This is a genomic window from Inquilinus sp. OTU3971, assembly GCF_038440215.1.
This window is the reverse complement of sequence record NZ_JASATH010000041.1, coordinates 1-25,425: the sequence shown is the minus strand read 5'-3', so window position 1 is coordinate 25,425 and position 25,425 is coordinate 1. Positions and strand designations below refer to the sequence as shown.

Annotated in this window: 26 protein-coding genes, 1 tRNA gene and 1 pseudogene; 9 read left to right on the top strand and 19 right to left on the bottom strand. The window is 66.1% G+C overall.

The features are described 5' to 3' along the window. Positions 1 to 5 precede the first annotated feature (5 nt). Positions 6 to 749 carry a sulfite exporter TauE/SafE family protein gene (locus AAHM41_RS12965; protein ID WP_342236959.1) on the top strand — a complete coding sequence of 248 codons (744 nt, stop codon included), beginning with the start codon at positions 6 to 8 and terminating at the stop codon, positions 747 to 749. A 3-nt stretch (positions 750 to 752) separates the two neighbouring features. Here the strand turns inward: AAHM41_RS12965 and hemN are convergent, their stop codons facing one another. From hemN to AAHM41_RS12950, 3 genes are all read right to left on the bottom strand, one after another. Further along, a complete protein-coding gene (hemN, locus tag AAHM41_RS12960; protein WP_342236958.1) occupies positions 753 to 2,129 on the bottom strand; it encodes an oxygen-independent coproporphyrinogen III oxidase in 1,377 nt (458 codons plus the stop codon). A 41-nt stretch (positions 2,130 to 2,170) separates the two neighbouring features. After that, positions 2,171 to 3,202, bottom strand: coding sequence for an alcohol dehydrogenase AdhP (gene adhP / locus AAHM41_RS12955; RefSeq protein ID WP_342236957.1), 1,032 nt, complete (start codon positions 3,200 to 3,202; stop codon positions 2,171 to 2,173). A 151-nt stretch (positions 3,203 to 3,353) separates the two neighbouring features. Beyond that, positions 3,354 to 3,851 carry a hypothetical protein gene (locus AAHM41_RS12950; protein WP_342236956.1) on the bottom strand — a complete coding sequence of 166 codons (498 nt, stop codon included), beginning with the start codon at positions 3,849 to 3,851 and terminating at the stop codon, positions 3,354 to 3,356. Between the two features lie 92 nt (positions 3,852 to 3,943). Here AAHM41_RS12950 and AAHM41_RS12945 point away from each other — a divergent pair, with 92 nt between their 5' ends. From AAHM41_RS12945 to AAHM41_RS12930, 4 genes are all read left to right on the top strand, one after another. After that, positions 3,944 to 4,174 (top strand): hypothetical protein, encoded by a 231-nt coding sequence (locus tag AAHM41_RS12945; RefSeq protein ID WP_342236955.1) that lies wholly within the window; start codon positions 3,944 to 3,946, stop codon positions 4,172 to 4,174. Position 4,175: 1 nt separating this feature from the next. After that, complete coding sequence (locus AAHM41_RS12940; protein ID WP_342236954.1) at positions 4,176 to 4,592, top strand: YeeE/YedE family protein; 417 nt, start codon at positions 4,176 to 4,178, stop codon at positions 4,590 to 4,592. Next, positions 4,589 to 5,050: a YeeE/YedE family protein gene (locus AAHM41_RS12935; protein WP_342236953.1), complete on the top strand. Its 462-nt coding sequence runs from the start codon at positions 4,589 to 4,591 to the stop codon at positions 5,048 to 5,050. Before AAHM41_RS12940 ends, AAHM41_RS12935 begins: the two co-directional genes overlap by 4 nt. 483 nt (positions 5,051 to 5,533) lie before the next feature. Continuing rightward, complete coding sequence (locus tag AAHM41_RS12930; RefSeq protein ID WP_342236952.1) at positions 5,534 to 5,893, top strand: ribbon-helix-helix domain-containing protein; 360 nt, start codon at positions 5,534 to 5,536, stop codon at positions 5,891 to 5,893. Between the two features lie 343 nt (positions 5,894 to 6,236). Here the strand turns inward: AAHM41_RS12930 and AAHM41_RS12925 are convergent, their stop codons facing one another. Together AAHM41_RS12925 and AAHM41_RS12920 are read right to left on the bottom strand one after the other, a co-directional pair. After that, entirely contained in the window at positions 6,237 to 6,830 is a 594-nt protein-coding gene (locus AAHM41_RS12925; RefSeq protein ID WP_342236951.1) for a hypothetical protein, read from the bottom strand. Positions 6,831 to 7,280: 450 nt separating this feature from the next. Continuing rightward, positions 7,281 to 7,519: pseudogene (locus tag AAHM41_RS12920) on the bottom strand (transposase); the annotation flags it as partial. A 323-nt stretch (positions 7,520 to 7,842) separates the two neighbouring features. Here AAHM41_RS12920 and AAHM41_RS12915 point away from each other — a divergent pair. Then, a complete protein-coding gene (locus AAHM41_RS12915; RefSeq protein WP_342236950.1) occupies positions 7,843 to 8,679 on the top strand; it encodes a response regulator transcription factor in 837 nt (278 codons plus the stop codon). A gap of 143 nt (positions 8,680 to 8,822) precedes the next feature. Here the strand turns inward: AAHM41_RS12915 and AAHM41_RS12910 are convergent, their stop codons facing one another. The 9 genes from AAHM41_RS12910 to AAHM41_RS12870 all read right to left on the bottom strand — a co-directional run bounded on the left by AAHM41_RS12910 (position 8,823) and on the right by AAHM41_RS12870 (position 17,655). Next, positions 8,823 to 9,161, bottom strand: a complete 339-nt coding sequence (locus tag AAHM41_RS12910) for a slr1659 superfamily regulator (protein ID WP_342236949.1) — start codon at positions 9,159 to 9,161, stop codon at positions 8,823 to 8,825. Continuing rightward, complete coding sequence (locus AAHM41_RS12905) at positions 9,161 to 9,742, bottom strand: slr1658 superfamily regulator (protein ID WP_342236948.1); 582 nt, start codon at positions 9,740 to 9,742, stop codon at positions 9,161 to 9,163. Before AAHM41_RS12905 ends, AAHM41_RS12910 begins: the two co-directional genes overlap by 1 nt. Then, positions 9,742 to 12,102: a SpoIIE family protein phosphatase gene (locus tag AAHM41_RS12900; protein WP_342236947.1), complete on the bottom strand. Its 2,361-nt coding sequence runs from the start codon at positions 12,100 to 12,102 to the stop codon at positions 9,742 to 9,744. Before AAHM41_RS12900 ends, AAHM41_RS12905 begins: the two co-directional genes overlap by 1 nt. After that, positions 12,099 to 13,271, bottom strand: coding sequence for a class I SAM-dependent methyltransferase (locus tag AAHM41_RS12895; RefSeq protein ID WP_342236946.1), 1,173 nt, complete (start codon positions 13,269 to 13,271; stop codon positions 12,099 to 12,101). Before AAHM41_RS12895 ends, AAHM41_RS12900 begins: the two co-directional genes overlap by 4 nt. Then, the gene (locus AAHM41_RS12890) at positions 13,271 to 13,792 is read right to left on the bottom strand and encodes a hypothetical protein (protein ID WP_342236945.1); all 522 of its coding nucleotides are present in this window, start codon (positions 13,790 to 13,792) and stop codon (positions 13,271 to 13,273) included. Before AAHM41_RS12890 ends, AAHM41_RS12895 begins: the two co-directional genes overlap by 1 nt. 72 nt (positions 13,793 to 13,864) lie before the next feature. Next, positions 13,865 to 15,571: a putative bifunctional diguanylate cyclase/phosphodiesterase gene (locus tag AAHM41_RS12885; protein WP_342236944.1), complete on the bottom strand. Its 1,707-nt coding sequence runs from the start codon at positions 15,569 to 15,571 to the stop codon at positions 13,865 to 13,867. Between the two features lie 572 nt (positions 15,572 to 16,143). Then, positions 16,144 to 16,219 (bottom strand) — tRNA-Glu (locus tag AAHM41_RS12880). A gap of 71 nt (positions 16,220 to 16,290) precedes the next feature. After that, positions 16,291 to 17,349, bottom strand: coding sequence for a threonine aldolase family protein (locus tag AAHM41_RS12875; protein WP_342236943.1), 1,059 nt, complete (start codon positions 17,347 to 17,349; stop codon positions 16,291 to 16,293). A 27-nt stretch (positions 17,350 to 17,376) separates the two neighbouring features. Next, positions 17,377 to 17,655 carry a hypothetical protein gene (locus AAHM41_RS12870; protein ID WP_342236942.1) on the bottom strand — a complete coding sequence of 93 codons (279 nt, stop codon included), beginning with the start codon at positions 17,653 to 17,655 and terminating at the stop codon, positions 17,377 to 17,379. Between the two features lie 74 nt (positions 17,656 to 17,729). On the opposite strand from AAHM41_RS12870, the gene AAHM41_RS12865 reads away from it, so the two are divergent. Together AAHM41_RS12865 and rpoH are read left to right on the top strand one after the other, a co-directional pair. Beyond that, positions 17,730 to 18,710, top strand: a complete 981-nt coding sequence (locus tag AAHM41_RS12865; protein ID WP_342236941.1) for an RluA family pseudouridine synthase — start codon at positions 17,730 to 17,732, stop codon at positions 18,708 to 18,710. 87 nt (positions 18,711 to 18,797) lie between these two features. Then, positions 18,798 to 19,682, top strand: a complete 885-nt coding sequence (gene rpoH, locus AAHM41_RS12860) for an RNA polymerase sigma factor RpoH (protein WP_342236940.1) — start codon at positions 18,798 to 18,800, stop codon at positions 19,680 to 19,682. Between the two features lie 69 nt (positions 19,683 to 19,751). Here rpoH and AAHM41_RS12855 read toward each other — a convergent pair whose 3' ends face one another. The 3 genes from AAHM41_RS12855 to AAHM41_RS12845 form a co-directional block, all read right to left on the bottom strand. Continuing rightward, positions 19,752 to 20,789, bottom strand: a complete 1,038-nt coding sequence (locus AAHM41_RS12855; RefSeq protein WP_342236939.1) for a WD40 repeat domain-containing protein — start codon at positions 20,787 to 20,789, stop codon at positions 19,752 to 19,754. A gap of 77 nt (positions 20,790 to 20,866) precedes the next feature. After that, positions 20,867 to 21,259, bottom strand: a complete 393-nt coding sequence (locus tag AAHM41_RS12850; RefSeq protein ID WP_342236938.1) for a VOC family protein — start codon at positions 21,257 to 21,259, stop codon at positions 20,867 to 20,869. A gap of 14 nt (positions 21,260 to 21,273) precedes the next feature. Further along, on the bottom strand, positions 21,274 to 21,861 hold the full coding sequence (locus AAHM41_RS12845; RefSeq protein ID WP_342236937.1) for a phosphoribosyltransferase family protein: 588 nt from the start codon (positions 21,859 to 21,861) through the stop codon (positions 21,274 to 21,276). Positions 21,862 to 21,977: 116 nt separating this feature from the next. On the opposite strand from AAHM41_RS12845, the gene AAHM41_RS12840 reads away from it, so the two are divergent. Continuing rightward, positions 21,978 to 23,126: a PQQ-dependent sugar dehydrogenase gene (locus AAHM41_RS12840; protein ID WP_342236936.1), complete on the top strand. Its 1,149-nt coding sequence runs from the start codon at positions 21,978 to 21,980 to the stop codon at positions 23,124 to 23,126. Here the strand turns inward: AAHM41_RS12840 and AAHM41_RS12835 are convergent. Beyond that, positions 23,123 to 24,415: an adenylosuccinate synthase gene (locus tag AAHM41_RS12835; RefSeq protein ID WP_342236935.1), complete on the bottom strand. Its 1,293-nt coding sequence runs from the start codon at positions 24,413 to 24,415 to the stop codon at positions 23,123 to 23,125. The genes AAHM41_RS12840 and AAHM41_RS12835 overlap by 4 nt on opposite strands. Before the next feature lie 67 nt (positions 24,416 to 24,482). After that, on the bottom strand, positions 24,483 to 25,425 hold a 943-nt coding region (locus tag AAHM41_RS12830), incomplete at its 5' end, for an ATP phosphoribosyltransferase regulatory subunit (protein WP_342236934.1).

Sequence of the window (25,425 nt, the reverse complement as noted above, 5' to 3'; positions counted from 1 at the left end):
CTGCCTTGTCCTTCGATCTCGCCACCCTTGCCGCGCTCTGCGGCCCGGGCTGGACCGGGCCCGGTGCCCTCGGCCTGTTCGGTGCGATGGCGCTGGCCGGGCTGGCCGGCAGCCTGATGCATTGCGGGCCGATGTGCGGCGGCTTCGTCCTGGCCCAGGTCGGCCGCCGCCTCTCGGCCGTGCCGATGGAGGGGCTGTGCGAGGGCGTGCGGGTCGGCCAGGGGCTGCTGCCCGGCTATCATCTCGGACGCCTCGCCACCTATGCCGGCCTCGGCGGCGCGGCCGGCGGCATCGGCGGCGGGCTTGTCGCGCTCCCCTGGTTCAACTGGCTCTCGGCGGCGCTGCTCGCGCTCGGCGCGGCGATGCTTCTGGCCCTGGCGCTGCGGCTGCATGGCGGCGCCGGACGCTCCGACGGCTCCTGGGCCCGTCGCCTCGCGGACTGGACACGACCGCTCCTTTTCCGCCCGACGGGCTGGCGCGCCGCCGGACTGGGGATCCTTCTCGGCTTCCTGCCCTGCGGCCTTCTCTATGCAGCCCTTGCGGCCGCAGCCGGAACCGGCGGCGCCGTTCCCGGCGCACTCGCGATGCTGAGCTTCGGCCTCGGCACCGTGCCGCTTCTCGTCGCGATCGGCATCGCGGGCGAGGCGGCGGGACGGAAATGGCGCCGGGGAATGATGCGGCTGGCCCCGGCGATGCTTGCGTTCAACGCCGTCCTGCTCGGTTTCCTCGCTCTGCGCGCAGCGCTCTGAGCGTCAGACCGCACGGGCGTGACGGCGCGAGTCCGGCGTCCGGTAGGCGTCGAAGGCGGCGGCGATCGATCGCAGCAGAACGCGGCCCGCCTCGGTCACGATGAGGATCGGTCCCTGGCGCACCAGCACACCCGCATTCTCGAACCGTGAGAGCGCTGCCAACTCCGGCGCGAAGCGGCGCCAATCCGCGTCATGATCGCGGCAGATCGCCTCGAGATCGATGACGAGATCGCACATCAGCCGTTCGATGATTGAGCCGCGCAGGCGGTCCTCGTCTGTCATCACGATGCCGCGGACGGTCGCGAGCCTCCCCGCCTTCAGGATGTCGCCATAGGCCGGAACGCCGGCCGGGTTCTGGACGTAGCCCTGCGGCAGCTGACTGATCGCCGAGGCGCCGAAACCGAGCAGGATCGGAGCGTCGTCCGCGGTATAGCCCTGGAAGTTGCGGTGCAGCCGGCCAGCGTCGAGCGCGTCGGTCAGGGTGTCATAGGGCCGGGCGAAATGGTCCAAGCCGATGCGGCGGAATCCGGCCTCGGCGATGCGGTCGCCGGCGGCACGATACTGGCGCCAGCGCGCCGGGCCGTCCGGCAGGGCTGCCTCGTCGACCAGCTGCTGGTGCCGGCGCATCCAGGGCACATGAGCGTAGCCGAACAGGGCGAGGCGATCGGGCGAGAGGCCCAGCGCCGCCTCGACGGACTCGACGATCCCAGCTTCGGTCTGGTGCGGCAGGCCGTAGACCAGATCGAGATTGATCCCGGTAACCCCGGCCGCCCGCAGCCGCTCGACCGCCGACCGGGTCTGCTCGATGGTCTGGACCCGGTTGATCGCGGCCTGGACGGCGGGCGCGAAGTCCTGCACGCCGATCGAAGCACGGGCCACGCCGGCCCGGCCGAAGGCGGCGACGAAGTCGTCCGCCAGAACCCGCGGATCGATCTCGACGGCGACCTCCGCGCCATCGCAGTCGAACGCCGCTTGCAGTGCCGCCATCAGATCCTCGAACTGCGCCGCCGACAGGATGTTCGGGGTGCCGCCGCCGAAATGGATATGGCTGACCCGCTGGCGCCGGCCGACGGCGTCCGCGACCATGGCGATTTCCCGCCGCAGCAGGTCGCGATAGGCGTCGACCGGCCCCGGCCGCCGCGCCACCACCGTCGCGCAGCCGCAATACCAGCAGAGCTGCTGGCAGAACGGAATGTGGAGATAGAGCGACAGCGGCACGTCCGGCAGCTCCATCAGCCATCGACGGTAGGCCGTGGCGGTGACCAGCGGCCCGAACTGCGGTGCGGTCGGATAGCTCGTATAGCGCGGCACCCGATCGTCGAAGAGGTGGAGCAAGGCCGGGTCGGGTGTGGCGGGCGGCCGGAGATCGGTCCAGGTCATGCGAAGCCTTTGAACGAGGGATCAGCGCGAAGCAGCAGCCGTCAGGAGGCCATGTCGAGGACGATGCGGCCTTCGATCGTGCCCGCCCGCAGCGCATCGAAGACGGCATTCACCGCCTCGAGGGGCCGAGTCGTGACCGTCGCCCTCACCTTCCCTTCAGCGGCGAAGGCGATCGCCTCGGCCAGATCCTGCCGGGTGCCGACGATCGAGCCGCGGATGGTGATCCGTTTCAGCACGACGTCGAAGATCGGTGTCGGGAACTCGCCCGGCGGCAGCCCGACCAGGCTGACGACACCCTTGCGTCGGACCATGCCGAGCGCCTGGGCGAAGGCCGGGCGCGACACCGCCGTCACCAGCACGCCATGGGCGCCGCCGCCGGTCGCCTTCGTCACCTGCGCCGCGGCGTCGGGCGCCCTGGCGTCGACGGCCAGATCGGCACCGAGCGATCGGGCCAGGCCGAGCTTGTCCGCACTCACATCCAGCGCCGCGACGTGCAGCCCCATGGCCTTCGCGTACTGGATCGCGACATGGCCGAGACCGCCGACGCCGGAGATGGCCACCCATTCGCCCGGCCGCGCCTCGGTCTCCCGCAGCCCCTTGTAGGTGGTGACCCCGGCGCATAGGATCGGCGCCATCCGGGCGAAGTCCACCGGCTCCGGCAGCCGCGCGACATAGGCTGCCGAGGCAATGACGTAATCGGCGAAGCCGCCGTCGCAGCTGTAGCCCGTGTTGTGCTGGGCCTCGCACAGCGTCTCCCAGCCGGTGCCGCAGTATTCGCAGCCGCCGCAGGCGTCGTGCAACCAGGCGACCCCGACCGGATCGCCCTCCTTGAATCCGGTGACACCCGGCCCGATCGCGGCGACGATACCTGCAGCCTCGTGCCCCGGCACGAAGGGCGGCACCGGCTTCACTGGCCAGTCCCCGTCCGCGGCATGAAGGTCGGTGTGGCAGACGCCGCAGGCGACCACCTTGACCAGCAATTCGCCGGCCCCGGGCGTCGGGATCGGCCGTTCCTCGATCACCAGCGGATCGCCGAACCGCCGAACCACTGCCGCGCGCATCGTGCTCTTCATGATCGCCCCTCTATCGGATGACGCGGGCGAAGATGACACCGGAGGAACGCGTCGCTCCTTGATCGAGATCAAAGTCGCGGGGCTGGTCGCCCCTCGCCGGCCAGGGACGCGGCCAGAAGCCGCTTGAAGGGCACGCAGGCGTCGGCCGCCCTCAGCACGGCGGGGCGCAGGATCCGCGCCGGCCGACGATCGTCCGTGAACAGGCCGACGATGCCGCAGGTCGCGAGATAGAGCGGCAGGGTCGTCCACCGATGCGCCCGAACGCCTCTCCGCCCATCGACTGAAGTTCGTCCATGCAGGCGGCCGGCAAGGTCAGGACGGCTGAGGAGCGGTTCCGCGGATCGCCCTCCCGTCCCAGAGGAAGCAGGGCCAGGGTCTGCCCGTGGTCGAACCACTCCCAGGCCGTGTGGTCGTGCGGGACCTCGTGGATCGCCCGGCACACCAGCATCGATCTGCCGAAATCGCGCATCCGCGTCGGGATGCCGAAGATCCGGCGCATCTCCGAGAAGCGGCTGTCGGCGGCGACCACGAGACGCGCGGACAGTGCGCGGCCGTGGCGAGGCGGATTTCGGCGCGGCGCGCCTCTGTCCGCGCCCCCTTTCGACGGCGTGCCCGCCGGGGCCAGGCTCAAGACGGCGATCGCGGGCAAGATCGTCTTACCGGCTGCGTCTAGCGCTCCGGTCCCCGCTCCGACCCCCGTTCCGGACCTCGGCCGGGCACATCGGCCTGGTTGGTGGGACTTTGATCCAGGTCAAATCGCCCAAGTCCGATCTGATCGATATAGACCGCAAGGAAATTGGAGCACCTGGCCCATGCGGGCGCGTGGCTGCCGATGCTCATCCAGGTGAAATCGTGATCGCGCACCGAAGAATAGAGAGCAAGGCCGCACAGCTGATCGAGGCACTGCCCGCGATCTTCTGCGCCGAGGGCTTCGACGCCGAGACCACTGCCGGCGCACAGGAGATGGCCTGAAATGAGCGCGTACCTTCCGTCCCTGCTGGGCGGGATGCTGATCGGCCTGTCGGCGGCCATGCTCCTGCTGCTCAACGGCCGCATCGCCGGAATCAGCGGGATCGTCGCCGGCCTCATCCAAAGAGGTCCCATCGCCACGGCCAACGCGGCCTTCGTCGCCGGGCTGGTCCTGGGGCCGGTGCTCTACCGGTTCTGGATCGGTGAATGGCCGATCATGCGAATCCATGGCTCGTTGCTTCTCCTCGCGGCGGCCGGACTTCTGGTCGGGTTCGGAACACGGATGGGCTCCGGCTGCACCAGCGGTCACGGGATCGCGGGTCTCGCGCGGCTCTCGCCGCGGTCGATCGTGGCCGTGGCGACCTTCCTGGTCACTGGCATCGCGACCGTCTCCCTCATGCGCTGGGGAGGCCTGCCATGATCGGGCTGCTCCGGATCGGGGTCGCTGTGGCCGCGGGCCTGATCTTCGGGCTCGGACTCGCGATGTCCGGCATGATGGACCCGGCCCGGGTACGCGGCTTCCTGGATGTCGCGGGTGGCTGGGATCCGAGCCTCGCCTTCGTGCTCGCGGGCGCGGTCGCGGTGTCCGCGGTCGGGACCCTGATCATGCGCCGCCGCTCCCGTCCTGTCCTCGACCAGAGCTTCCACCTGCCGAAGAAGACGCGGATCGATCCGCCGCTGGTGGTGGGCTCCGCAATCTTTGGGATCGGCTGGGGATTAGCCGGGTTCTGCCCGGGTCCAGCGATCGCCTCGCTGGCCGTCGGGCTGTTGCCGACGGCGGTGTTCGTCATCGCGATGCTCGCCGGCATGGCCATCCACGATCGAGCCTTCACCCGCATGGTCGGCGGGGCCGGATCCCCGGCCGGACGCCAGCCGTGATCGGATCCGTCGCCGCATGGCTTCCGGCAGCCTCGTCGGATCTACTCCGGGCTTGATCGGGGACGGCGGATCGATCCTGACGACACCGATTCTGCTTTAGAATATTCCCGACATCGACATTTCTATCGTACAGGAAACGCGCGAACCGCGGGTCCTTGGAGTCTTTCAAGGAGCAATGTGCATCGCTGTTCGGGGACGCCTCCTCTCAGGCCTGGCAACCCACCAAATCCGGCTCAATCGAGCCATTTCCGGACACAGGCCGATCGACTCAGGAGCGGACACTCGCACCGGCGCATCTTGCGCTCGCGGCCGCGAGGCAGCAGCAGGCATTCGACTGATGCTGGATTGTCAGATTCAATCAGCGCCAGATCCAATTGCCCGACGCCGTGACAGGAATAAAAACTAATGCTATGATCCAGCTATTACCTTTCTAAAGGTAAGACATTTATTGAAATTCGCATCACGAGTTTTTGCGGGATCGAAATGAAAGGATCGAATGATAATCACGACAGCATCATGTATTTCTCGGGCAGTCAGGCCGCTCCGGCGTCAAGAACGCGCAACGTAACAATTGGTGGAGTGCGATCAACCATACGACTGGAAGAGGCGTTTTGGGAAGCACTTGAAGAGATTCTCAAGCGTGAAGGCCTCACATTGAATGATCTTGTCACGAGAATCTCTGATCGCCAATCGGCCAGGGGAAACCTCTCAAGTGCAGTTCGCGTATTCATCCACAGCTACTTCTATGCGCTGAGCCAGGACAGGACACCGAGGCTCCCGAGGGGGGCCGCCTGGAAGGCCCATAAGCCGCGCAATCGAGATTCGATTCAGGATCCCGAATAAATGACGCCCTTCATCGTATGGCACTCGGATCGCAGGCTTGACTGCTTCCGCCAACCACAGCAGCCGTTGCCGTCAACCGAACGAGACACCGGGGCCGACGCCGTTCGGGCAGCGCACGCAATCGAGACGTCTGGAAAGTAGTGCATCAAATTCAGCGCGACGATGGCACGTTCATCTCGCGGATAGAGCTTCTTCAAATGTGGCTCGGCTCCTGACGCGCACGGGTCCCGGCGGCGCCCCGACTGTCGCGGGCGGTGGATCTTCTGCCGGCGCGGTCATGGCCGGAGGAGCAGCACAGGTCGCAGGCCGGTCGCCAAACGGGGCGACCGGCCCGTTCGATGCGTCACAGCATGTAATCCGCGGAGCCCGATGCTGCCTCACCTGCACCGAACACCTCGTCGAGGTTGACGATGGTGCCGTTGATGAAGCCGACGAGCCCGCCGACTGTGCCCCCGACGCTGCCGAGAACGCCCTGGGCACTGACTTCGTTGCCATACTCCAGGCCGATCTCCAGCCCTGCCGTGAGCCCGCCGGCAAGGCCTCCGCTATCGCCGTTCAGCAGCTGGCCGACAGGCCCAAGATCGATGATGTCAGTGACGGCAAGAAGTCCGTCGACCAAGCCGACGGCAGTATCGAGCACGCCATTCACCAACCCTGTCACCGTGTGTACGAGGCCTCCGACCAGCGGGCCGACCAACGGAATTCCGCCGACCGCATCGCCAAGATTGTCGACTGCGCCGACGGCGACGCCGACAACACCGCCCACTGCGCCACCTGCCACACCGAGGAGCCCCTGCTCTCCGGCCTCTTGACCTTCGGCCACGCCGGTGGTCAGGCCACTGACCAGCCCGCCGAGCAAGCCATCGCTGTCGCCATTCAGAACCTGCTGGACAATGCCAAACACGCTACCGAGAAGACCATCAAGTAAACCAGCCATGATTTCCTCCTAATTTTAGATAAATTATCCACTTCCTCTAAATGCGCCTTCTTCCATACAATGGTATTCTGCTGTATATTTGCGTCAATACAATAGTATTCAGATCGCAAAAACGAAATAATAAATTGCTATAGCGTTACTTTATTGCCGGCGCCGTCATTCACCCTATCGCTGGAGGATCGCGACTGGACAATTCCGAGCATTCAGTGGCGCTATCGCTCGATATCCTGCACAACTCGAAAAATGGCATGCAGAGTATTCCTGTTGCCTGATCATCGCGATATCAAGCCATCTGATGAGGCGAATGTCGGGCCGCCAATCCCCGCTTCCCGATACGCAGCCGAAGGGCGCCGACTTTGTTGAAGAAGACGTATTGGCGCAGGCGCTGGTATGACGGCGTGCAGGACCGGCGTCAGTTTGAGGCCATTCAGGCCGGCATTGGCCCGAGTGCTGCTTGTTGGCGTCCGCCTTGATCAGGCTGGCGTCGGTGGCGAAGCCGTCGCCGCCGACCAGCCCGGCCGCGATGCAGCGCCGCACCGTCGTCTCGAACAGCTCGCGCAGGAGATCGCTGTCCCGGAGGCGGCCGTGACGGTTCTTCGAGAAGGTCGAATGGTCCGGAACATCGCCCTCCAGGCGAGCCGGCAGAACCAGCGATAGGCAAGGTTCAGATGCACCTCCTCGCACAGCCTGCCCGCAGGGACCACCGGAACCGTTCCTTTGAACGATGCCGATCTCTCGAGCACCGTGGCTGCGCACCCAAGTTCGAGTACCCGGCACAACTCAACTGGAGCACGGCGCCTAACTCAAATGATATATAAAATTTTAGACAATTTACTTGATATCCACCAATTAAGTATGCTTTATATCCTAGCCGTCTGTCGAGGTCATGCATGTGATCCAAGACCCGTCGGGAAAGTTTTGTCGCGACCGCATATCTGATTATGAGGAATAGAAATTCGGCCAACTCGAACATATCGATAGCACCTGAAAACAAACGCCGAGAGTCATTGCCATGATCGCTTACAGAAACTCTCAATCTGCTTCGACCTGCGACATCGTCCATGAAGAGTCTCTCCCCAATTCTCAGGCCGTGCATGAGGCCAACTTATCGGCGCACGGTGCGGCCAAGGCACTATCGTTGACGCGACCGGACAACGGATCGTCGCTGATCTCGATCATCGATCCCCGCACCCTCGGTCGGGACAGCCTGGCGCGGGCGCTCGAGGCACCGGAACACGGTTTCCGCAGCCAGGCGTTCGCCTGCCTCAACGAATGGCTGCGGAATGACCAAATCCGCAGCGACACGGCAGCAATCCTGCTGGGCATCGGCGCGACGGACGCGGATGATCCGGGCCTGGCAGAGGACCTCCAACTGCTGGCGCGGGAGTTCAGCCACATCCCCGCGATCGTGATGGGAGACATCGAGGACCAGTCCCATGTTCTCGGGATACTGAGCCATGGGGCCCGCGGATACATCCCGACCAGCGTCAGCCTTGTCGTCGCCATTCAGGCCATCTCGCTCGCCCGGGCAGGCGGCCTGTTCGTGCCGGCCAGCAGCCTGATGCAGTCCAAGCAGAAGCCGGTGGAAGGATCCCGAACCAGCCTCCCTGTGAACCAGTTGCTCACGGCACGGCAGGCAGCGGTGGCCGATGGGGTCGCCAGGGGCAAGGCCAACAAGGTCATCGCTTATGAGTTGAATCTCTGTGTGAGCACGGTGAAGGTTCATATCCGCGGCATCATGAAGAAGCTGCAAGCCCGGAACCGCACCGAGGTCGCCTTCAAACTCCACAACCTCGAGACTCGACGGATTGCTCCCGTCCCGGCGTGGCCATCCGGGATGAACGCCTGACCGGGCCGGCGGAGCAGGATAGGCCGTCACTCGCGGACAGGACGCCGCCTTCACTTCGGAGACAAGCATGTGTCGGCAGGCGCATGCAATCTGCGCTCAGCAGAATTGGCATCTGGGGAATAAACGCGCCACAAGCCAAGCCATCACTCAATAAGCAAATCCAATTCCGGAAGTAATTTTTTTAAATTTCTTAACGATTTCTTTTGCCAGGGGATTTGATCAGAACCCTTTATGATCAGATGAATGCTCTCTCTTTTCCTAACCTCAATCGTAAACTTAGCAATCATATTGATTCCTGACGAATTGAGATACTCCAGGTTGCTCAAATTCATGATGATCGATGGAGTTGCCCGATCCAAAACGTCAATCATCAACGCATAGATCGGGGCGTACGCTTCGCTGCCGGCCAAGCGCATCATGCCTTCGAGGTGAACCTCGGTTCCTTCCGACCAGGCATGAAAATCATTGGTCTTGATTTCCATCAAGGGCGACTCCTGGTGTTCGTCATATCTTCGGTCCCGATCTGCAGCGCTGCGCAGGTCTCCAAGCGCACCTCGTCCGAACGATCAACCGCTTCGAAGGTCCAGGCAAGCCTGACGCCATAGTCGCTCATCAAGGTCAGCAGCCCTAGGCCGGATTCGACTGTCCCGGAATGCGCGTTGCTCTCGATCTTCCGGATCAGCAGATCGGCCGCATCGCCCGCCATGAGCTCCGACAGAAGGTTCTGCAATCGCAGCGCCGAGCCCGCCGCTATCCTGTTCCAGGTCTTGACAGTGAAGCACCGGCTGGTGACAGCAGCCTGAACACCGATGTTTCCCGACGCCTTGAATTTCACGGCATTCTCAAGCAATTCATTCGTCAGATAGGCCACGCTGTGTCGAACATCCCTACTCTCCTGGAATGACCAACGGATCCGGAGCATACACAGGTCGCTGATGAAATCGGACGTAATGGCACAATGATGCCAGTTGAGCTCCAACGGACCATCGAAAAGCTGGAGACTGCAGATCGATGCGCCAACCTCGATCGCGATGTCCGGCGAGCCGATCACCGTCCCTGACATCACTTGTGCCTCAGGACGACGAGCGTGATATCATCGTGAATCTTCTCGGTTCCGATATAAGCGAGAAGATCTCCAATAACTCCAGATTTTATTATTTCAGAACTTCTTTCTCTTCGATCAAATATGCTCTTGCACAGCCTTTCCATACCAAACATGATACCATCTCCATTAACCGCTTCGGTCACACCGTCTGTATAAAGCACTATTAAGTCGCCCTTTCCGAAATAAAATGTCTTGGTTTCTATAAATCGTGATATATCCGGCTCCAACCCAACCGGGAATCCCAGATCGACGGTATCCAGTATTTCAATCTCGCCACACGAACGTACCACAATTACGTCCTCGTGCTGGCCAGTCAGGACCACTTCCGGACCGGCGACGTCGAGAAACGCCAGCGAGAGGTGCTTTCCGGAGCCGGTGCGCTCGATGTTCTTGAAGATCGCCTGATTGACATGGCTAAGGAAAGTCTTGGGATCGGTTTCGCCAGCTTCGTGAAGAGCGCGAGCCACAGACTGTACCATCAGCATCAGCACACCGCTTTCGAGGCCGTGGCCGGTGACGTCGCCGATGCCGACCTTCACCGCCGAGCCGTTGCGCAGCACGTCGTAGTAGTCGCCCCCCACCTCATCGGCCGGCTGCATGAAGGCGGCGATCTCGATCTCGGGAACCGCATCGAGATCGCTCCGCTTCGGCAGCACCATCTGCTGGATGTGGCGGGCGACATCGAGCTCGGCCCCCAGCCGGAGGTTCTCGTCGGCCAGCTTCGCGTTGAGGCCGGAGATCTCTTCATTGGCACGTGCCAGCTCGACCGTCCGCTCCTCGACGAGCCGCTCCAGATTCTCCGTGTGATATCGGATCTCCTCCGCCATCCGATTGAAGGCCAGCCCCACCTCGCCGACCTCATCGCGCGTCGGGATGTCCACCCGGACCGAGTAGTCCTGCGCCTGGAGCTTTCTCGCCCCATCGGCCAGCGCGCTCAGCCCGGCGGTGATCCGTTTGGAAATGCCGACGATCGCGCCGAGCACGACGATCATGCAGAGCAGGATGGCCGCGATCTGCCACTCGATGATCCGTTTGGTTGCTTGCGAGATTCCCTGCTGGGCCGCATGCAGCGGCGCATAGATCTCGCTTTCCGGAACGACGATCCCGACGGACATCGTTTCGGAGGCGACCTGGCCGCCGCTCCAGAGATGAACCGGGCTGAGCGGATACAGGGCGATCACATAGGGCATCGGGGTCCCGGCCCTATCGAGCTCGATCCGGCGCACCGCCCCTCCGGCCGCGTCGAGGGAAAGGGAAGCCACCGCCGGCTCAATGCTCTTTCTCAGCGAACGGTCGACGGCTGTGACGCCTTGGCCGGCGGCATCGCTCGAGGAGACCAGCCCGAGCGTCTTCTCACCGGCAGATTCGATCGCGAGTACGTTCCCGTTCGACATCGCCAAGAAGCCGAAGCCGGTATCTGCGACGCGGACGCTCTTTACGACCTCCGCCAGCTGGTCAAGGGTGATATCCGTACCGGCCACCCCCGCGACACGTGAATGATCCCGGCTGACAAGCGGTCGGAAGAAGCTGACGATCAGCTTCCCGGTGATCGCATCGGTATAAGGCGCGGTCATGGTGATCTCGCTGCCGACCGGCCGCGTGCCAGGCTCGGCGAGCCACCGTTCCCACGACTCGTACAGTCCCGGAAAGAAGAAGGTCCAGAATTCCGATGTGTTGTGTCCCGGATAGAGCCGATCAAAGGTCTGAGCCTGATCCGTATAGGGAATGGTTCGGAAGATCGGCGCTGTTTTCGGGCCGATATAGTACATCTGTAACTTCGGTGATCCGGCCGCCATCAGGCTAGGAGCGACCAGATCGATGACGGCGCTGTCGTCGATTTCGGCCTGAACCGCGGGTAAGGGCTTGCGATCGGGGCCTAGCAGATATCCCCAGACGCTGACCACCGACGGCGAGCCCGGCCGGTTCTGGGCCCAGCCGCCTTTCTCGTCGTAAGCGACTGAGGTGGCGCTCGGATTCACCCGGGCCACCGCCTCCCCTACCGCCGCCTGCTGCCCGGGATTGCCGATCTGCGATTGCAGGACGTCCGCCAGCGCGTTCACCTCGGCATGGACCTGGTTGATGAGCAGGTTGGCATCCCGCGCCGTATTGACGGCATAGGTGCGCATATACTCTTCGGTCGCCTCCGTGAGGCCTTCGCCGAGCCGGACGGTGGCATCGCTGGACAGGCGCTGCACATTCCACAGGGCGAGCCCGCTGCTGAGCAGAAGATCGAACAGCACGGCGGTGCCGACGATCGCGATGAACTTGGCGCGGAATGAGCGAAGCCCGAGAGCGGGCAGGCCGGCCGGCACCCTCATACCGGCTTCTGTCCGGAGGCGACCCAGATCGGCCAGCCGGCATATCCTTTGGGGTGAAGGGCGGCGTGGATGTGGTCCCGGAATCCCTGGCGGAAGCGCTCGGTGAACTCCGGCGGGTCCCCGCGCCGCGCGGACATCTCGCCCGCATAGACGTTTTCCCACGCGGCGATCATGTCGGCGAAATCCTGCGGGTCTCCATCGAGATTGGTTACCATGAAGGACTCCATCCGGATATCGTGGAATCCCGCATCCATCAAATAGCGCCGGCTTTTCGGGCCAAACTCGACGTCCATCTCAAAATATTCGAAAAGCTTGGCCACCTCATTATAAGTCCACTGAATGCTTCGCGCCCGCGGTTCGCCAAGACAGTGAGAATTCTTCTCATTGGTAATATAAACACGCCCGCCCGGCCGGCAAATTCTGAACAGCTCTTTCAAAATCATGTCAGGTTTGTTGAATATCTGCAGCGAGTGCCGGCAAGTCACGAAATCAAACTGGTCGGGATCGAGAAGCATCTCTGCGGCATCACCATAGGTATACTCGATGCCGTGAATGCCAAATTCCTCCGCGACCGACCTCGCATACGCCAAGCTCGTTTTCGAATGATCGAGCGCAACCATCCTGGACGGCGCGAACTCCCGCTGCACCAGGACCGCGAAGTCACCGATCCCGCAGCAGATGTCGGCCATCGACATGCCTTCCTTCAGCCCATGACGAGGGAGAATGGCCCGTTCGTGGCGCCACGTCATCCTGGTCTGGGTTCTCAGGATCGAGATGAATCCGCCATCCTCCAGGAAGCTTTGGCCCGGATAGAAATGCCCGTCATACTCGTTGACGGAGATCCGCGGCTCGATCTGCCTCAAGCGGCCAAACTTTGCGGTGGCCCAGCCCACCACGCTGGAGGTCACCACGACGATCCTCAGCTCCGGCCGGACGCGACAAGCCTCGACCATGGCTCGCGCCAGGATACGGAACCCGGTGTTGTTCAGACGGGCCAGGCGCTTCACATTGACGTAGAGGGTACCTCTGACATGACGGAGGGCGCGGTCGAACACGATCATGCAATCAGCGATCTCGCTGCCCGCTTCCGGCCGGACTGTGCCGGACAGCGAGAACTCCTGATTGTTTTCGTCATACCGTGCGGCAAAGGATTGCGACGATCCCGGCATCAGACCAACACCTGATCTTCGAGCCGAAGATTGACGGTCAATCTGACCTGCTCGTGATCCTCGGCCGTCGCCGAGATGTCGGCACCGTAGTCGTGCGCGAGTTCGAGCAGACCGATCTCCGGGCATCCCCCTTCGTCGGACGTCAGGGCGTTCAGATATCGCGCTTCGGAGCCGGGGCCGGACAGCTGCTCGACCGCCTTCAGCAGGAACCGGCCGTGGGCCGGCGCGCACGGAATCTCGATCTCGATCCGATCCACGGCGCCCCTCCGAAGCACCCTGCATGCCACGACGCCTTCGCCATGCTGGCTGCGGTAGGCGAGTTCCAGGAGCTCGTTGATCGCCGAGGAGAACAGGTTGGAATAGAGGGTGGAATCGGTTCGATTGTGGCTGACGGCCCGCGCGGCATAGGTGGCGACGTAGCTGCATTGGGCCCAATAGGCCGAAAAGGCCCGGGCCGTCATCGCCACCTCGATCAAGGGCTCAAAGCCCGGCGTCGAGGTCGCTTCAGAACCGGTCACCATGCCGTCCCCCGCTGCTGTCAGAAGCCGATCCGGTCCGGCACCGCTCCGCGCCGGACGACGGAGAAGTCATTGTCACGCGACCGCGCCATGCCGTGCCCGCTGAATGAACTCGATCGCGTCGCGGTTGCTCAGTGGGGGCGCGATCAGAAATCCCTGCAGCCGGTCGCAGCCTTCCCTGGCCAGCCACTTCGCCTGGGTATCGGTCTCCACGCCTTCGGCAGTAACCGTCATTCCAAGACCATGGGCGAGCCCAAGGATGGAACGCACGATCGTCTGGCTCTTCGGATTCACCTCGAGATCGCGGATGAAGTACTTATCCACCTTCAGTCCGCTGAAACTGAAATCCTTGAGATAACCCAGCGAGGAATATGACGTCCCGAAGTCATCGAGCAGCACCCTGACCCCCAACAGGCCCAGCGTGTGGAGCGTGTCCAGATTATCCGTGGTTTGCTCCAGCAAGACCGTCTCTGTGATCTCGAATTCCAACCGCTCCGGATAGATGCCAACGCGGTCGAGGATTTTCGCCACATTATCGGTGAGCATCCCGCTCCTGAATTGCGCTGGAGACAGGTTGACCGCGATATTGATCGTCGGCGGCCATTCCAGCGCATCGGTGCAGGCCTGCTCCAGCACCCATTGACCGATTTCATCCATGAGGCCGTCGGCCTCCGCGATCGATATGAATGCGCCGGGCGCGATGACTCCGGCGTCCGGATGACGCCAGCGAACGAGGGCCTCGAATGCGACCACGGAGACCGGGAGCCTTACCACCGGCTGATATTCGACGAAGAGTTCGCCGCGTTGCAGAGCCTTGCGGAGATCGCGACGCAGACTCTCCCGGCTTTCCAGAAAGAGCAGCATCGCATTGTTGAAGATGCGGGCCCGTCCCCGCCCCTCGCTCTTTGCGGCGTAGAGAGCGATGTCGGCGGCCTTCATCAGCTGTTCCGTGCTGGAGCCGTGCTCGATCCCGAAGGCGATCCCTACGCTGGCGCCAATGAACACCGGTATGCCGCTGATCTCGAAAGGCACCCGCAGCCGCGAAATAATGGTATCGGCCAGCCGCTCGGCGGCCTGCGGCTGTCCATCGGCCGTCTGGATCACCGTGAACTCGTCGCCGGCATATCGGAAGCCGACGGCGTTCCGGTCCAGTGCCTCCTCGATCCGTCGCGCGACGAGTTGCAGCAGAGCGTCGCCGGCACCGTGCCCCAGCGTATCGTTGACGGCCTTGAAGTCGTCCAGATCTATCTGAAGCAGCGCCACACCCATTTTCGACCGGCCGAGCCCCGCCAGAATTCCCGCGAGGCTGTCGCTGAATACTCTCCTGTTCTGCAGCCCGGTCAGAGAGTCGCGGGTGGCCCAATGCAGAAGCGTATCCACCTCTCCATGATCCGAGCTTCCCTCCCGCTTCACGGTTGGCTGAACGATGACCCCGAAGCCTACACCGGTCCGGAACACATGCGCGTTTATCCTGACCCCGGTGGCCGGATGGGGCATGTCGACGTCGAGTGCCATGCCCACCTCGCGAAGGTTAAGCAGAGCATCCCGAACCGCTGGATCGGCGAATTTCGGCAGAATGTTGCAGAGTTCCGCCCCTGGCTCGGCGGCCAGAGGAAAGGCGTCCCGGAATCCGTCGCCAAGGAGAACGAGGCGCAGGTCGTCACTGCAGAATGCTACAAGTTCCCGGCTGTGGTGCAGCCAATCCGTCAGGCGGATGCGGTCGGCGCTAGCGCTCGCGAGGCCTAGCTCTTCATCAACCAGCCTCTTCCAACGCTGGATCAATGCACGGCTCTTCCAGGATCCCCGCAACCTCACGTCTCCCCGCCGCCGCATGGAATCAACGTCCTGGCGCAATCAAATTCAACCAACCAAATCGCTCAAGACGTCGGCATACCGACGTATGCAATTATTCTGTGTAATTAATATAGAATGAAGCTGGGTTGACGTCCAGGTGCAGGCACCCGGACGATCCAGAATCGCCCACGCTTCGCCCCGTCTGCGAAAACCCGCCCTAACAATTCCGGTTTTTTGTCGGGCAACTCAGCGCTATAAAGACCATTGATACGATTGTTTGCGCACATCCAAGGCTGCATGACAGACCGCTCCGGAGGAGCTCTGACGGCCTGTGAAGGTCAGCAATGACCTTTCAGAACGGAACGCTGTTGAATCGGTGGCGAGGTGGTTTGCAGCCCGGTTGATGACGATTTAAACCGGGTTTGCAGCAGGATCAAAGTTGGTGGCGCGAGGGATCAAACGATTTGGCGCGCTACACGAAAGGCGCGCTGCTGCGCACACTTGCCGCTGCGGAGACCGCCGACTCGGCGGCACCGGAGGTACTTAGTTTTGTACCGAAGTGGCGTCCCCTAGGGGATTCGAACCCCTGTTACCGCCGTGAGAGGGCGGTGTCCTAGGCCTCTAGACGAAGGGGACTGAGGCGCGGGCCCGGATATAGGGGAGCCCGCGCGCCGACGCAAGACATTTCCGTCGGTTTTTTGACAGCCCTATCCGGCCGCCGCCACGGTGCCCGGCGCGAGGCAACGGCGCGCCCGCTCCAGCACCGTCTCGATGGTCGCGCCGTCGGTGTCGAAGGCGCCGACGAAGCGCCAGATCTCGCCCTCCCAATGCGCCGCGAACACGCCCTGCCGCTTCAGCCCCTCGGCCAGTGCCGCCGGCAGACGCACGAACACCTCATTGGCCTCGACCGGATGCTCCAGCGTCACGCCCGGCAGCGCCTGCAGCCCCTCGGCCAGCTGCCGCGCCCGGGCATTGGCGTTGCGCGCCAGGCGCAGCCACAGCCCGTCGGCCAGATAGGCCTCGAGCTGGGCCGAGACGAACCGCATCTTCGACAAGAGGTGCCCGGCCCGCTTGCGGCGAAAGGCGAAATCCGCCGCCTTGTCCGGGTCGAAGAACACCACCGCCTCGGCCATCACGCAGCCGTTCTTGGTGCCGCCGAAGGACAGCACGTCGACCCCGGCCTTCCAGGTCAGCTCGGCCGGCGAGCAGCCCTGGGCGGCCAGCGCGTTGGCGAAGCGCGACCCGTCCATGTGCACGGCCAGACCATGGCTCCGCGCCGCCTCGGCCAGCGCGCCGATCTCGGCCGGGCTGTAGACCGTGCCGGATTCGGTCGCCTGCGACAGGCTCAGCATCGCCGGCTGGCTGCGATGGACGTCGCCGCGCCACTCCGGGACGGCGGCGGCCAGGGCCTGCGGCGTCAGCTTGCCATGCGCGCCGTCGGCCAGCAGCAGCTTGGCGCCATGGGTGTAGAATTCCGGCGCGCCGCATTCGTCGACCGCGACATGCGCCTCGCGGTGGCACAGCACCGCGCCATAGGGTGGGGTGAACGTGGCCAGGGCCAGGGCGTTGGCCGCGGTGCCGGTCGGCACCGGGAAGGCGGCGACGCGGCGCTCGAACACCTCGGACAGGCGGTCCTGCAGCCGGGCGGTGATCTCGTCGCCGCCATAGGAGGGCACGCGCCCCCCGGCGGCGCTGGCGATCGCCGCCAGGATCTCGGGCGCGGCGCCGGCGACATTGTCGCTGGCAAGATTGATCACGTCGGTCATGCCGGATCCTCGGGCGGATGGGGTCGGTTACGGAGAGGTGGTGAGGAGGGTCGCGGCGGCGCCGGTGCGCGGGTCGATGCTGCGCAGCTCCTGCCCGCCGCCGGGCAGTGTGATCAGCGTCACTGCGCGATCGCCGATCGCGGTGATGCTGGTGATGCGGCTGCCGGCGGGCAGCGCGGACGGCGCGGCGGCGGTCGCCGGCGTCGTGGCGGGAGTGGCGGCGGCCGGTGCCGGGGCGGTCCCCGGGGCAAGGAACCGGCGGCCCAATTCCCCGACGACGACGGCAGCGATCAGGATGATGACCACAAGCATCGCCCAAACGGTTATCTTCACCGCCCGCAATGACCCAGCTTCCAGACGCACCCGCCTCACCCCTATCCATGGACGGGACGATTCCCGTCGTCATCGGCCCGGACGCCGCCGGCCAGCGGCTGGACCGCGCCCTGGCCGCCGCGGTGCCGGATCTGTCTCGGTCACGGCTGCAGGCGCTGATCGCCACGGGCTGCGTGCGGGAGGGCGAGCGGACAGTAGAAGACGCCTCGATCAAGGTCAAACCCGGCCAGCGCTTCGAAATCCGGGTGCCGCCGCCGGTTCCGGCGGAGCCCGAACCGCAGGCGATCGGACTTGATATCGTGTACGAGGATTCCCATCTCATCGTCATCGACAAGCCGGCAGGGCTGGTGGTCCACCCCGCGGCTGGCAATCCCGATGGCACCCTGGTCAACGCCCTGCTCGCCCATTGCGGCGCGCAGCTGTCCGGCATCGGCGGCGTCGCCCGCCCGGGCATCGTCCACCGGCTGGACAAGGAAACCAGCGGGTTGATGGTGGTGGCCAAGACCGACGCGGCCCACAAGGCGCTGTCGGCCCAGTTCGCGGACCGCACCCTGTCGCGCACCTATCTCGCTTTGGTCTGGGGCCGGCCGAGCCCCTCGGCCGGGACCATCGAGGGCGCGATCGGCCGCGACCCGCGGAACCGGCAGCGCATGGCCCTGGTTAAGGCTGGTGGCAAGCCGGCGCGGACCCACTACCGGGTGTTGCGCCCGGCCGGCACCGAGGCCAGCCTGGTCGCCTGCAAGCTGGACACCGGGCGGACCCATCAGATCCGGGTCCACCTGACCTCGATCGGCCACCCGCTGATCGGCGACCCGGTCTATGGCCGACGCCAGCGCTCGGCTATCGGGCCCAAGGCCGGCGGCAACGAGACGGCGCGCGGCTTCCCGCGGCAGGCGCTGCATGCGGCGAAGCTGCGCTTCCGCCATCCGGCGGATCAACGTGAACTCGAATTCACGAGGCCCCTGCCGGGAGACATGCGACATTTGCTCGTCTCCCTCGCGGGGGAAGACCGTATACCCGAGTACTGAAGTCGGGTATTATGAAGTGGTCCGGATGAGTCATCCGGAAGGGCGCCCGCCTTCCAAGGCCCGGGCGCCGGAGAGGGAGCAAGATTTATGGCACAAGCAGCACGCCTGCCGGTCCTGGGGGCCGAATCCAACCTGAGCCGCTACCTGCAGGAAATCCGGCAGTTTCCGATGCTGGAGCCGCAGGAGGAGTTCATGCTCGCCAAGGCGTGGCGAGAGCATGGCGATACCGAATCGGCACATCGGCTGGTGACGAGCCACCTTCGGCTGGTCGCGAAGATCGCGATGGGCTACCGCGGCTACGGCCTGCCGATCTCGGAGCTGATCTCCGAAGGCAATGTCGGCATGATGCAGGCGGTGAAGCGGTTCGACCCGGACCGCGGCTTCCGCCTGGCGACCTACGCCATGTGGTGGATCCGCGCCGCCATCCAGGAATACATCCTGCACAGCTGGTCGCTGGTGAAGATGGGCACCACGGCGGCGCAGAAGAAGCTGTTCTTCAACCTGCGCAAGCTGAAGGGCCAGCTCCAGGCGATCGAGGATGGCGACCTGAAGCCGGAGACGGTGACCAAGATCGCCACCGAGCTGTCGGTGCCTGAGCAGGACGTGATCTCGATGAACCGCCGCCTGGCCGCGCCGGACCATTCGCTGAACGCGCCGCTGCGCGTCGACGGCGAGGGCGAGTGGCAGGACTGGCTGGTCGACGAGCGCGACAGCCAGGAGGTGATGCTCGCGGACCGGCAGGAGCTCGGCAAGCGCCAGCAGCTGTTGAAGGATGCGATGGCGCATCTGAACGACCGCGAGCGCCGCATCCTGAGCGAGCGCCGGCTGCGCGACGAGCCGACCACGCTGGAAGATCTGAGCCAGGAATACGGCATCAGCCGCGAGCGGGTGCGCCAGATCGAGGTGCGCGCCTTCGAGAAGCTGCAGAAGGCGATCCGCAACGCCGCGGTCGAGGCCAAGCTGGCCCACTGACACGCGGATAGCTGAAACGCGACGGCCGGGGCGATGCTCCGGCCGTTTTCGTTTGCGCCGGCCGTGGCTTCAGTCGAGGTCGATCCGCGCCAGTTCCGACACGCCGGTCTTCACCGGCCCGGTATAGGTGTCCGGCGTGTAGCGGGTGGCCATCAGGCTGCGGGAATCGGCGCTCCACACCAGCTCCCGCCACTGCGACCGCGTCGGCACCCGGCGCAGCAGCCGTCCATCCGTCACATCCCAGATGAACAGGGCCGCCGTCTCCCGCCCCCAGACATCGGGGTCGTCGAAGCTGGCGGCCAGGGATCGCCCGTCCGGGCTGAAGGCGAGCAGCGGGATGAGGTGCGAGCCGTTGCCCCGCCAGGTCGACAGCGCGCCGACCAGAAGTCGGCCGGACAGGCTGCGGTGGGCATTGTCGGCGAGGCGGATCGCGATCACGCCGCTGTCGCCGCGGGTCTCGACATGCTCCGCCGCCAGGGTGCCGTCGGGCGAGACGGCGGAGGACACGCCGGTGGCGCGCAGCGCCCCGGGAACGGGCATGGCGGCGACCTCGCCGCCGTCGGCAACCGAGAGCACCGCCGTCTCGCCGGCGCCCTCCCAGAAGCTGCCCCAGCCCATGTCGATCATGATGCGGTCCTCGGCGACGAAGGCCAGCCCGGTGGCGCCGCGCCGGATGCGGGAGAGCGTGGCGCCCGTCCGGCTGTCGATGATTTGGATCGGCCCTTCGAAGAACCCGCCGGCGACAAGATTGCCCGAGGGCGAGACCGCGAGGCCCAGCCAGCCCGCATCCTTCGGCACACCCGGCAGCGGAAGGCGGGATTTCACCGCTCCGGTCGCCGGGTCGATCCGCAGCAGCTCCTGCGGGCGGGTGGCCTCCTTTGCCAGCCCCGGCTGCTGCACCACCCCCAGCAGCGTGCCGTCGGGCGCCGGGCTCAGCGTGGCGAGAGCCTGGTCGTCCAGCACCGCGATGATGCGGCAGGCGCTGGTGTGCAGCAGGCGATCCACCGGCCCGCAGGGCAGGAAGGCTCCCTCGCCCCAGGCATAGACGCCGCCGCCGATCGCCGCGGCCGCCACGACCGCCGCCGCCACACGCTGCCAGCCTCGCATGAGATCCCCCCTCGATCGCCGCCTCCGATCCTGCCGCGGAATCCGGGCGATTTCATGAAGGCCGGATGGCGGTGCGGCTATCTGTGCCTGAGTTGCAGCAGGTCCCAGAGATTGCCGTACAGGTCCTCGAACACGGCGACGGTGCCATAGGCCTCTTCCCGCGGTGCCTCGCGGAACACCACGCCGCGGGCGGTCATCGCCGCATGGTCGCGCCGGAAATCGTCGGTGTGCAGGAACAGGAAGACGCGGCCGCCGGTCTGGTCGCCGATCCGGCTCTCCTGCTCCGGCGTCGCCGCCCGGGCCAGCAGCAGGTTCGGGCCGCCGGGCGGCGCCACCAGCAGCCAGCGCTTACCGCCGCCCATCGGCGTGTCCTCGACCAGGCCGAAGCCGAGCACTTCGGTGTACCAGACCTTGGCCTCGTCATAGTCGCGGACCACCACGGTCACCGCGCCGATCCTCTGCCGCGTCATGCGTTGCCTTTCCGTCAGACTGTCCGATCCTGCAGCGGCGTTCCGGCGGCGCAAAGCGGGCAGTCCCGAGGCAGCCACATGCCGCGCTCCAGCGTCGCCAGGGCCAGCAGCGGCACACCCTGTGCCACGGCGATCCGGCCGGCCGCCTCGCCGAGGGTGAGCAGGCAGGCGATCCCGGCCGGCACCGCGCCGTGGCGCTGCAGCTCCGCCAGGGTCAGGCCGAGCGCCGAGCCGGCGTTGATCGCATCCTCCGCGACCAGGACCCGCCGCCCTGCCAGCGTCGCCGCCAGCGGCGCCGGGATCCGGTACTCGACCATGCCGCCCTCGACACGGCGTTCGGCGTGGACGAAGTCGCATTCGAGCTCGGCCGCGATCAGCTGCGCCAGGAAGGCGCCGCCGGTCAGCGGGCCGCAGACGATCTCCGCCCCCAGCCCTGCCGCCCGACCGGCCAGCGCCGCCGCCCACCCGCGCATCCGGGCGGCATCGAGGAACAGCGAGTCGAGGTCGAGCCACAGGTCGCCGTGATGGCCCGACTCATAGAGGAAGTGCCCGCGCGTGGCGGAGACCGCCTGAAGCAGCGCCTGCCCGATCCCGTCCGTCATCCGCCTGCCCTCCCCGACCGCGTCATCATGTCCGCGAAGCGCGCTGCGGCGAAGCGTTGCCTGCACTGGCCATGGCCCCATCTCAACCAGGACGACACCGAGACGAGGAGAGCCCGATGCGCACGCCCTTCCCCGCCTTCGCTGCCACGGCCCTTGCGGTCGTGCTGGCCCCCGTGCCGGAGGCCGCGGCGGTCGACGCCGCCTACGACACCGAGAAGGGCCGGATCCGCGTCCAGACCATCGTCGAAGGGCTGCGCCATCCCTGGGGCCTCGCCTTCCTGCCGGACCGGCGGATCCTGGTGACCGAGCGCGACGGCAATCTCCGCCTGATCGGCGGCGGCAAGGTCTCCGAGCCGCTGGAAGGGGTGCCGGAGGTGGACACCGGCGGCCAGGGCGGGCTGCTGGACGTCGCCGTCGACCCGACCTTCGTCCAGAGCCGCCTCGTCTATCTCAGCTATTCCGAGGCTGGCGACGGCGGCAACTCCACCGCCGTGGCCCGCGGCCGGCTCAGCGAGGACGGCACGCGGCTGACCGGAGTGCAGGTCGTGTTCTCGCAGAAGCCGAAGCTCGACAGCGCCATGCATTTCGGTTCGCGCCTGGTCTTCGACCGGCAGGGCCACCTGTTCATCACCCTCGGCGAGCGGTCGAAGGCGCAGTTCCGCGACCAGGCGCAGCGGCTCGACTCGCATCTCGGCAAGGTGATCCGGATCTGGCCGGACGGCTCGGTGCCGGAGGACAACCCCTTCGCCGGGCGAAAGGATGTGCTGCCGGAGATCTGGTCCTACGGCCATCGCAACGCCCAGGGCGCGGCGCTGAACCCCGAGACCGGCGTGCTCTGGATCAACGAGCATGGCCCGCGCGGCGGCGACGAGATCAACATCCCCGAGGCCGGCAAGAACTACGGCTGGCCGATCGTTTCCTATGGCGTGAACTACGACGGCAGCCCGGTCGGCACCGGCCAGCGGGAGGCGCCGGGCATGACCGGGCCGATCTACCACTGGACGCCGTCGATCGGCGTCTCCGGCATGGCCTTCTACACCGCCGACGCGATGCCGGGCTGGCGCGGCAACGTCTTCGTCGGCGGCCTCGCCATCCCCAAGCTGGTGCGGCTCGAGCGCGACGGCGACCGGATCACCGGGTCGGAGGACCTGCTGGAGGATCTCGGCCTGCGCATCCGCCAGGTGGTCCAGGGCCCGGACGGCGCGCTGTACCTGCTCACCGACGAAAGCGACGGCGAGATCCTGCGCGTCGGACCGGCGACTTAGTCGGCGAACGGATCCCGCACCAGGATGGTGTCGTCGCGCTCCGGGCTGGTCGAGAGCAGCGCCACCGGCGCCTCGATCAGCTCCTCGATCCGGCGGATATACTTGATCGCGGTGGCCGGCAGGTCGGCCCAGGAGCGGGCACCCTTGGTGCTCTCCTCCCAGCCGTCCCACTCCTCGTAGACCGCCTTGGCGTTGGCCTGGGCCGACTGGCCGGCCGGGAAGTGCTGCAGCACCTGGCCGTCCAGCTCGTAGCCGATGCAGATCTTCAGCGTCTTGAAGCCATCCAGCACATCCAGCTTGGTCAGGGCGATGCCGTCGATGCCGCCGGTCTTCACCGCCTGCCGCACCATCACCGCGTCGAACCAGCCGCAGCGCCGCGGCCGGCCGGTGACCGTGCCGAACTCGTGCCCGCGCTCGCCCAGGCGGCGGCCGATCTCGTTCTCCTGCTCGGTCGGGAACGGGCCGGAGCCGACGCGGGTGGTGTAGGCCTTGGTGATGCCCAGCACGTAGCCGATGCCCTTCGGCCCGATGCCGGAGCCCGCCGCCGCCTGCCCGGCGACGGTGTTGGAGGAGGTGACGAAGGGATAGGTGCCGTGATCGATGTCGAGCATGGCGCCCTGGGCGCCCTCGAACAGGATGCGCTTGCCCTCGCGCTTCAGCGCGTCCAGCCGCTCCCACACCACGCCGACATAGGGCAGGATCTTCGGCGCGATCTCGCGCAGCTGGGCCAGCAGCTCGGCCGGGTCGACCTCGTCGGCCCCCAGCGCGCGCAGGAGCGCGTTGTGATGCGCCAGCAGGTTTTCGATCTTGCCCGGCAGCGCCGCCTCGTCGGCCAGGTCGCAGACCCGGATGGCGCGGCGGCCGGTCTTGTCCTCATAGGCCGGGCCGATGCCGCGGCCGGTGGTGCCGATCTTGCTCTCGCCGCGCGCCGCCTCGCGGGCCCGGTCCAGCGCGCCGTGCACCGGCAGGATCAGCGCCGCGTTCTCGGCCAGCAGCAGGTTCTCCGGCCCGACCTCGACATCCTGGTCGCGGATCCGCTCGATCTCGGCCAGCAGCGCCCAGGGGTCGACCACCACGCCGTTGCCGATGATGCCGAGCTTGCCCGGCCGCACGATGCCCGAGGGCAGCAGCGACAGCTTCAAGACCTTGTTGCCGATGACCAGCGTGTGGCCGGCATTGTGGCCGCCCTGGAATCGCACCACCACGTCGGCCCGGCTGGACAGCCAGTCGACGATCTTGCCCTTGCCCTCGTCGCCCCACTGGGCGCCGACCACGGCCACATTCGCCATCGGAATACCTCGTGCCTTCTAACTCAGATCTCGCCGCAGGTTCTCCCTGCGGGAGAACCTGCAGACTTTACAGCTTTGCCGGGTTCTCGCCCTCGCCCGCGAGGTCGGAAACCCGGCATGGCCGGCCGTCCCGCAGGACCCAGCCGCAGCCGAGGCGGCGCGCCTCGACGAGAGGATCGGCGCCGGGCTCCAGCCCGGCGATGGTGACAGTGCCCTCGGCCCGGAGGGCGGCGCCCTCGGCCCGGGCGGTGCCGCGCGGCAGGAACACCCGGCGCGGCGCCTGCGGCGGCGTGGCCGCGCGCAGCACCGTGTCCATGAACAGGGTGAAGCCGGTCGCCTCCTCGCCCTCGGCGCCATTGGCGCGGTAGCGGCCGCCGCGGCCGACCTCGCCGCGGGCGCCGCGGGCGAACAGGGTGAAGGCGACGCCGGTGTGGTACTCGAAGCCGCGATGCTCGACGAAGTCGACCGTCACCATCAGCTCCGGCGCCGAGGCGCGGATCAGCCGCACCACCTCGGCCAGCCGGTCCAGGATCGGCCGGGTCACCGCCGGCAGGTCGATGTCCGCGAGGGCGGCCAGCGCCGCATCGGCCGGGCCGGAGGCGGCGAGCAGCCCGCCGAGTGCCGCGGCCGCAGCGCCGCCGAGCTGGGCGACGGCGGCGGCGTCCTTGCGGTCGAGCGCGTGGCGCAGCGCCGTACCGGCTTCTCCATCGACGCCGAGGGCGCCGAACAGCGCCGGCACCAGGGTCGGCTCGGTCAGGTCCAGCGCCAGCCGGTCGACCCCGACCGCCTGCAGCGCCTCGACCGCCAGCAGCGCCGCCTCGGCGTCGGCGGCCGGCTGGGCGCCGCCGATCAGCTCGGCGCCGACCTGGGCGAACTGCCGCTCGGGGCGAAGCTGGGTGCCGCGCACCTGCAGCACCTGGCCGGCATAGGCCAGGCGCAGCGGCCGCGGCGCCGCGGCCCGGGGGGGGCGGGGGGGGGGGGGGGCCAGCCCCCGCAAGTTGGCGCCGCGG